Raw genomic sequence first — 7,672 nt, 5'->3', positions numbered from 1 at the left:
CTCGGGCTCGCGCGGTCGCTCGCGCGCGACTACGGGCCACACGGCGTGCGGGCGAATGCGGTGTGCCCCGGCTGGGTCCGCACGCCGATGGCCGATGCGGAAATGGAACCGCTGATGTCGGCGCACGGCGACACGCTCGACGGCGCGTATGCGCGCGTCAGCGCCGACGTGCCGCTGCGGCGCGCGGCCGACCCGGACGAGATCGCGGCCGTCTGCGCGTTCCTCGCATCGCCGGACGCATCGTTCGTGACCGGCGCGACGCTCGTCGCGGACGGCGGCGCGATGGTCGTCGACGTGCCGACGCTCGCGCTCGACAAGCTTTGATGCGTGCGGGCACGCCGCCCGCGTGACGCACACATCGCAGGCGGCGTTTCGTGCACGTCCTCCTGCCCTTTACCACCCGCCCCCGCACCGGCCACCGCACGCGCATCGCGGCATCCGCTCGTTTCCTGCCTCCGAAAATCCGCTACCATCGACCGATCCCGCCGCCCCTCCCGGCACAGCCTTACTGTTCGGACTTCGATGAACATCCGGTTTCTTGAAACCTTCGTCTGGCTCGCGAAGCTGGAAAACTTCCGGCTCACGGCCGAAAAACTGCACACGACGCAAGCTGCCGTGTCGAGCCGCATCGCGTCGCTCGAGGAAGCGTTCGACGTGCGCCTGTTCGATCGCAACACGCGCTCGGCCACGCTCACGCCCGCCGGGCGCCGGATGCTCGCGTACGCGGAGCGAATCGTGCGGCTCGACGGCGAAATGCGGCGCGACATCGATGCGGCGAGCGACGCGGGCCTGATCCGGATCGGCGTGATCGAATCGATCGTGCACAGCTGGTTCCCCGCGCTGATGGCGCAACTGCGCGAGCGCTATCCGCGCCTCGACGTCGAGATCACGAGCGACACGACGCTGCACCTGATCCGCCTGCTCAGCACCGACGGCGTCGACCTGATCCTGCAGACCGACCCGGTGCCGGGCCCCGATTTCACGAACCTGCCGCTGTGCGAATTCCCGGTGCGCTGGGCGGCCAGCCCGCGCCTCGGGCTCGGCGGCCAGGCGCTCGACGTCGCACGCCTGGCCGAATTCCCGATCATCAGCTTCTCCCGCCACTCGGGGCCGCACGCGACGATCGAGCGGTTGTTCGCCGCCGTCGAGCGGCCTGCCAGCATCAACTGCATCACGTCGGTCGCCGCGATGATCCGCCTCGTTGCCGACGGCTTCGGCGTGGCCGCATTGCCGCCCGCGATCATCGGGCGCGAGTTGCACGAAGGCGCGCTCGAACTGCTCGACGTCGCCCCCGAATTCCCCGCGCTGCCGCTCGTCGCGACGTATCGCAGCCAGGGCCTGCCGGTAGCCGCGCGCATCGCGGAACTGGCCAGCGAAGTCGCACGCGCAATGGCGGCCGCCGCGAGCCACGCAAGGACGGCAGCGCCGGCCACGACCGACAGCGTGGACAAAAAACCCGCCCGTCCCGCGACGAAAACGAAAACCAAAGCCAACACACCGGCGAAAGCGAAGCGCACGACGCAAGCCGCACCGGCCGCCACGCCCCCCGCGAAACGCCGCCCGCGCCGCTCATAAGAAAACCTGTTCACCGCGAATTTGTTTTCTTGTTGGACGGGCGCAGCCCGTCTTCGGGAAACTGCGGTTCCTGACACACCCCCGTCACGAGGAACCCCGCGATGACCTGCCTTTCCCTTCCGCACGGCCAGCTTTGCGTCTGGACGGATATCGACGCCGCGCACGAAGCCGATTTCAACGCGTGGTACGACCGCGAGCACATGCAGGAACGTGTCGCGATTCCCGGCTTCACGCATGCGCGGCGCTTTCGTGCGACCGATCGCGGCCCGCGCAAGTACCTCGCGCTGTACGTGACGGACGCGCTCGACGTGTTCCATGGCGACGCGTACCGGCGCGCGTTCACGCAGCAGACCGCATGGTCGCTCGCGAACTTCGAGCGCATGACGGGCACGCAGCGACGCGTCGGAGAACTGACGATCGAGGCCGGTGACGGCGAAGGCGCGCATCTCGCGCTGTTCGTGCTGCCGCCGGATCGCATCGACGTACCGCAGCTGCGCGAGCGCTTCGACGACGCGCTGCACGAACCGGGCATCCACGCCGCGCGGCTCTTTTGCACCGCGCCCGAGCTGTCCGCGCCGATCGGTGCCGATGCGGCCGCCCGCCCGGCCGCCGATGCGCTCGTGCTGATCGAAGGCAGCGATGCGGCCACGACACGCCGCGTGGCCGCATCGCTCGCCGGGCACGACGACGTCCGCACCTTCGACCTGCTGTGGCGCGCCGCCGCACCGCTGCATACGGCACGCGTCGACGTCGAAACCGAGGCCGCTACCGCTGCCGCCCTGCCGGCCTGATCGCCCACGCCGGCCGCACCGCAGGCGCGATGCCCGCCAGCGCATCGGCCCGGCGTTTCATCCCGTTCCCCGTCACGACATACCCGACACCATGAGCACTCTCGCCCAGCCCGCCGCCCACGCGCCCCGTCGCGTCCGCAACAGCCGACTCGCGACCGCGAGCATGATCGGCACGTCGCTCGAGTGGTACGACTTCACGATCTACAACACGCTCGCCGCGCTCGTCTTCAACCACCTGTTCTTTCCGTCGGTCGATCCGCTGGCCGGCACGATCCTCGCGTTCTCGACCTATGCGGTCGGCTACGTATCGCGCCCGCTCGGCGGCTTCGTGTTCGGCAATCTCGGCGACCGCATCGGCCGCCGCGCGGTGCTGATGCTCACGCTCGTGCTGATGGGCGTGACGACCGCGCTGATGGGCGCGCTGCCGACCTACGCGCAGGCAGGCATCCTGAGCCCGATCCTGCTCGTCGCGCTGCGCTTCGTGCAAGGTGTCGCACTCGGCGGCGAATGGGCCGGCGCGGTGCTGCTGTCGGTCGAGCACGGCGACCAGAAGCGCCGTGGGCTGTCCGCGTCATGGACGCAGATCGGCCCGTCGTTCGGCACGCTGCTCGGCACCGGCTGCATCGCGCTGGTGACGCTGTGGACCACGTCGGGGGACTTCCTGTCGTGGGGCTGGCGCGTGCCGTTCGCGGCCAGCGCGCTGCTCGTCGTGTTCGGTTTCTGGCTGCGGCGCGGCGTCGACGAAACGCCGCAGTTCGAGCAACTCGCCGAATCGCACGCGACCGCCGAGGTGCCCGTCGCGGACGTGCTGAAGTACCACTGGAAACGCCTGCTGATCGCGGGCGGTTCGCGGATCGGTTCGGACGTGTTGTATGCGCTGATCGTCGTGTTCACGCTCACCTACGTGACGACCGTGCTGCACCTGTCGCGCCCCGTCGCACTGACGGCCGTGATGATCGGCACGGCCTGCAATGCGCTGGCGGTGCCGTTCTTCGGCGCGCTGTCGGATCGCTTCGGCCGCCGGCCCGTGTATCTCGCCGGCGCGCTCGCCGGCATCGTATGGGCATTCGTGTTCTTCGCGATGCTCGATTCGGCGCGGCCCGGCGCGATCGTCGCGGCCGTCGCGATCGGCCTCGTGATCCACGCGGTGATGTACGGCCCGCAGGGCGCGTTCGTGACCGAACAGTTCCCGACCCGCGTGCGCTATGCAGGCTCGTCGCTCGCATACACGCTTGCGGGCATCGTCGGCGGCGGCTTCGCGCCGCTCGTGATCGCCGCGCTGTTCCGGCAGACGGGCACGACGACGGCCGTATCGCTGTACGTCGCCGCCGCGCTCGTCGTCACGTCGATCGCGCTCCTCGCCGCCCGCGAAACCGCGCACAAGCCGCTCGCTGATTGAGCGTCGCCGCCAGCCGATTCACTCCTTCGCATTTCAAACGGATACCCGCATGCAAACCCTGTCGTTCAACGTGATTCCCCGGCAAGGCACGCCGACCACTGTCGACGCGGAGATCGAACGCGTCGTGATCGCCGGCTGGGCCGGGCGCGATCCGGCGGCGATCCGCGCGCATATCGACGAACTCGCGGCGCTCGGCGTCGCGCCGCCGTCGACCACGCCCTGCTTCTATCGCGTATCGGCCGCGCTGCTCACGCAGGCGCCCGCGATCGGCGTGCTCGGCGCACGCTCGGGCGGTGAGATCGAATGTGTGCTGGCCGACAGTCCGGCTGGCACGCTCGTGACCGTCGGCTCCGACCATACGGATCGTGAAGTCGAAGCCTACGGCGTCGCGGTGTCGAAGCAGGTGTGCGCGAAACCGCTCGGCCGCGATGCGTGGCTTTACGCGGAAGTAGCAGATCACTGGGATGCGATCGAGATGCGTTCGTGGCTGATCTCGCGCGATGGCGAGCGGACGGCGTACCAGCACGGCGCAGTAAGCGGCCTGCTCGCGCCCGACGTGCTGTGGCAGCGCTTCGACGACCGCCGCACGATGCCCGCGCGCTGCGCGATGTACGGCGGCACGGTCGCCGTGCATGGCGCGATCGCGGCGATGGGCGACGGCGATGCGTTCGAGATGGAACTGCACGATCCGGTGCTCGGGCGCAGCCTTCGGCACCGCTATGCAGTGGAGATGTTGCCGGTCGTGGCATAACGGGCAATGAGGCGCGGCACACCCGCGCGGCAGCGTCCTGTCGCCGCGCCAGCCGCTGCTAGTACGGCTGAAAGCAGTGATAGTCCGGGAAGTTGATCTGCGAGTTGTTGCAATACAGAACACCAGCCAGGTCGGTGCACCCGCTCAATGCGAACATAATTGCCCCCGCAACCGACACTTTCCATCCGAAATGCAACATTGCGCACCCGTTTTCGCTTTTTTCGACGTTGATCGACATGATGCTCATCGGACGCGCCCGGGTATGTGGAAAATTGTTGTGCCGCGTGTGCTTCGGTTCGCGATGACGCTTCCCCGTGTCCGGGCGCGGCCCGAGGCACGGGGAGGCAGACGGCGTGTCGCCGGCCCTGGCGCACGCAACGACGGTGGCCACGGAGCACGCTGCCGCCCGTCACGCCTTGAACGTGATCCACGGCTTCAGCCGGACCGCACTGCGAATGAGGCCGGCCTGCTCCTGCGCATCGATCACGGGCCCGATCGGCTTGTAGGCTTCCGGCGCTTCCTCGATGCGGCGCTCGTCGCGCAGCGTGACGCAGCGCCACGTGCCCGGCGCCTGCTCCGTACGCATGCGTCGAACCGCCTGCCGGCGCACGCTGCGGCCGGCACCGTGGCTGCATGACCACAGCCAGTCGGGGTGGCCGAGCCCGGTCGCGAGAAACGACGCATCGCCCATCGATCCGGGAATCAGCACGAGATCGCCGTCGCGGGCGGGCGTCGCCCCCTTGCGATGGATGTTCATCCCGTTTTCGCGCAGCACGACGTTGTGCGGCACGTCGACCACGAGTGCCGAGCGGGTCTCGCCGGTGAGTTCCGCCAGTTCCTTGCGCACCATCTCGGCAAGCACGACACGGTTGAGCCACGCATAGCGCGCGGCCGTGCCCATCGCGACGAGGTATTCGCGCGCCAGCTCGCCGGAAAGCCCGTACAGGCCGCTTTCCGGATGCCTGACGCCCGCCGGCCACGCCGCGCGCGCCCGGTCCATCCAGCGGCGCCCGACGTAGAAACCGACATCGCGCGAACCGCTGTGGATCATCACCACGACATCGTCCTTCGCGAGTCCCGCACGGTAGGCCGCATGCCGATCGAACACGGCGTCGACCACCTGCAGTTCGACGAAATGATTGCCCGACCCGGGTGTACCGAGGCAAGGATCGCGGAATACCTCGCGCGACCCGACGTGTGCGTCCGGCGCATATTTCGCGCTGCCGTCGAACCGGTCGAGGCCGATGCACGACGACAGTTCGTCGATGAGCCGGTCGCGGTCGACGTGCTGCCAGAGCCCCTGCTGCGCGACGCGATCGACGAATGCCGCCGGGCCCGCATCGAACAGCGCGCGGAATGCGTCGCTGGCGACCGGCACGTCGCGCCGATCCGCGAGGATCGCACGCGTCAGCCGCTCGACCAGCGCCGTCTCGAACGGCGCGAGCGCCGACCGCTTGAGACCCGTGGTGACGAGACGCATCCCGCAATTGATATCGGTGCCGACCGCGGCGGGAATCACGAACGCGTCGTCGGTCGCGACGATCGAGCCGACGGGCGCGACCCCGCCCGGATGAAAATCGGGCGTCGCGCACGCCTTGCACACGCCCTGATGGCCATCCGGCGAACGGACGGCCGCGAACGCGAGCAACTGCTGAACGGCCTTCTCCTCGAGCGGGAGCGAATCGGGCAACAGGACGGACGCCTGCGTCAGTTCATTGCGCAGGTGATAGATGCCGGCGTGATAGTCGACATGGATGCCTTGCCGTTGCAAGGCCTTTTTTAAGCGAGGAAGAGTAGACATCGCTGCTGGAAATGAAAAAGGTACGACGCGACCTCCGGCTTTCCGGCGGTCGAGGGTACCTTCCTGCAGCAGCGTCGAGGAAGGGAGCGCGGATCATAGCAGAACGCGCTTGCGTTCGCGACCGCCGTTGCTCACTTGAGACACCCGAGCCCCGCCAGCGTCGCCTCCACCGCCGTGTCGAGCGGCGTCACCGGCTCGCGGCCGAGCACCGCGATCACCCGCGCGTTGTCGAGCCGGATCGATTCGCGCCACAGGTAGCGCATCTCGAGCAATTCGCGCAGCGTCGTGACGAACGGCGCCGCGACCCACACGAACCACCACGGGAACTTGCGCACCGTCGGACGCAGCCCGTGCCGCTGCGCGACGCGCCGTACGGCCTCCGCCATCTGCGTGCCGTCCGCATCCCAATGTCCGCCGAGATGAAAGCGTGCAAACGGTTCCAGCGTGTCGCGCCGCTCGATCAGCTCGACCATCGCGCGCGCGGCGTCCGGCACATACGACCATTGATGCCCGATGCCGTCCCGCCCCGGCACGCTGATGGCCGCAACCGGCTGCCCGGCCTTGACGAACCCCGCCGCAAACCAGCTGTTGCCGGTGAGCTTCGGCCCGAAGAAATCGCCGGCGCGCACGATGATCGTGCGAACGCCCTGCCCGGCCGCATCCTGCAGCCGACGCTCCAGCTCGACGCGAATCGCGCCCTTGCGCGTCGACGGATGCTGCGGCGCATCTTCGACCAGCACCGGAAACGCATCGGCACCGTAGTTGTAGACCGTGCCCGGCAGCACGACGGTGGCGTGCTCCGCCTTCGCCGCCGCGATCGTGTTGTCGATCATCGGCAGCACCTGCCCGGCCCAGTTCCGGTAGCCAGGGGGATTCACCGCATGCACGATCACGCTGCAGCCGCGCGCGGCCCGGACAACTGCATCGCGGTCCATCGCGTCGCCGCGCATCCATGCGATGCCGTCGCGCTCCACGACCTCGGCGTCGAGCCCGCGCTTCAGCGCGCGCACCTGCCAGCCCGCATCGCGCAACTGCCGCGCGACTTCCCCGCCAATCCCGCCGCTCGCGCCGAGCACGAGTGCCTGTCGTTGCGTCCCGCCCGCGTGGTTCGTCATTGCCGCTCTCCTTGAATGAACTTCCTTGATGACACGCATTCTGGCGCGCCATCGGCTATCAAGGAATTGCCGAACCCAATCGATCAGCTATACATTTATGTATGACCACCGATCTGAACTGGGAACGCTACCGCACCTTCCTCGCCGTGCTGACGGAGGGCTCGCTGTCGGGCGCGGCGCGCGCGCTCGGCATCACGCAGCCGACGGCCGGCCGCCACGTCGCGGCGCTCGAGGCCGCGG

At 68.7% G+C, this 7,672-nt stretch carries 8 protein-coding genes; 6 read left to right on the top strand and 2 right to left on the bottom strand.

Features of this window, described 5'->3' with window-relative positions:
• The 5 genes from G3O06_RS45240 to G3O06_RS45220 form a co-directional block, all read left to right on the top strand.
• Nucleotides 1–324, top strand: a 324-nt coding sequence (locus G3O06_RS45240) for an SDR family oxidoreductase (RefSeq protein WP_205819960.1), incomplete at its 5' end; no start/stop codon positions are given.
• Between the two features lie 198 nt (nucleotides 325–522).
• Nucleotides 523–1,575, top strand: coding sequence for a LysR family transcriptional regulator (locus G3O06_RS45235; protein ID WP_205819959.1), 1,053 nt, complete (start codon nucleotides 523–525; stop codon nucleotides 1,573–1,575).
• A gap of 101 nt (nucleotides 1,576–1,676) precedes the next feature.
• Nucleotides 1,677–2,366 carry a DUF4286 family protein gene (locus tag G3O06_RS45230; protein ID WP_205819958.1) on the top strand — a complete coding sequence of 230 codons (690 nt, stop codon included), beginning with the start codon at nucleotides 1,677–1,679 and terminating at the stop codon, nucleotides 2,364–2,366.
• A gap of 79 nt (nucleotides 2,367–2,445) precedes the next feature.
• The gene (locus G3O06_RS45225) at nucleotides 2,446–3,765 is read left to right on the top strand and encodes an MFS transporter (protein WP_205819962.1); all 1,320 of its coding nucleotides are present in this window, start codon (nucleotides 2,446–2,448) and stop codon (nucleotides 3,763–3,765) included.
• A 49-nt stretch (nucleotides 3,766–3,814) separates the two neighbouring features.
• A complete protein-coding gene (locus tag G3O06_RS45220) occupies nucleotides 3,815–4,516 on the top strand; it encodes a DUF2848 domain-containing protein (protein ID WP_205819957.1) in 702 nt (233 codons plus the stop codon).
• 409 nt (nucleotides 4,517–4,925) lie between these two features.
• Here G3O06_RS45220 and G3O06_RS45215 read toward each other — a convergent pair whose 3' ends face one another.
• Entirely contained in the window at nucleotides 4,926–6,317 is a 1,392-nt protein-coding gene (locus G3O06_RS45215) for an RtcB family protein (RefSeq protein ID WP_175005707.1), read from the bottom strand.
• A 131-nt stretch (nucleotides 6,318–6,448) separates the two neighbouring features.
• Nucleotides 6,449–7,432: an NAD-dependent epimerase/dehydratase family protein gene (locus G3O06_RS45210; RefSeq protein ID WP_205819956.1), complete on the bottom strand. Its 984-nt coding sequence runs from the start codon at nucleotides 7,430–7,432 to the stop codon at nucleotides 6,449–6,451.
• Nucleotides 7,433–7,533: 101 nt separating this feature from the next.
• Here G3O06_RS45210 and G3O06_RS45205 point away from each other — a divergent pair.
• Nucleotides 7,534–7,672: LysR family transcriptional regulator (locus G3O06_RS45205; protein ID WP_205819961.1), on the top strand; the 139-nt coding region annotated here is incomplete at its 3' end.

It is taken from the genome of Burkholderia sp. Ac-20345 (assembly GCF_017104825.1).
Classification (GTDB): domain Bacteria; phylum Pseudomonadota; class Gammaproteobacteria; order Burkholderiales; family Burkholderiaceae; genus Burkholderia; species Burkholderia lata_B.
Note: the sequence above shows the minus strand (reverse complement) of the source record. Positions and strands in the feature narration are given on the sequence as shown.

What these genes read in the sequence shown, in the direction of transcription:
- G3O06_RS45210 (WP_205819956.1), bottom strand. Translation starts at nt 7,432, where the DNA reads ATGACGAACCACGCGGGCGGGACGCAACGACAGGCACTCGTGCTCGGC.
- G3O06_RS45235 (WP_205819959.1), top strand. Translation starts at nt 523, where the DNA reads ATGAACATCCGGTTTCTTGAAACCTTCGTCTGGCTCGCGAAGCTGGAA.
- G3O06_RS45220 (WP_205819957.1), top strand. Translation starts at nt 3,815, where the DNA reads ATGCAAACCCTGTCGTTCAACGTGATTCCCCGGCAAGGCACGCCGACC.
- G3O06_RS45215 (WP_175005707.1), bottom strand. Translation starts at nt 6,317, where the DNA reads ATGTCTACTCTTCCTCGCTTAAAAAAGGCCTTGCAACGGCAAGGCATC.
- G3O06_RS45230 (WP_205819958.1), top strand. Translation starts at nt 1,677, where the DNA reads ATGACCTGCCTTTCCCTTCCGCACGGCCAGCTTTGCGTCTGGACGGAT.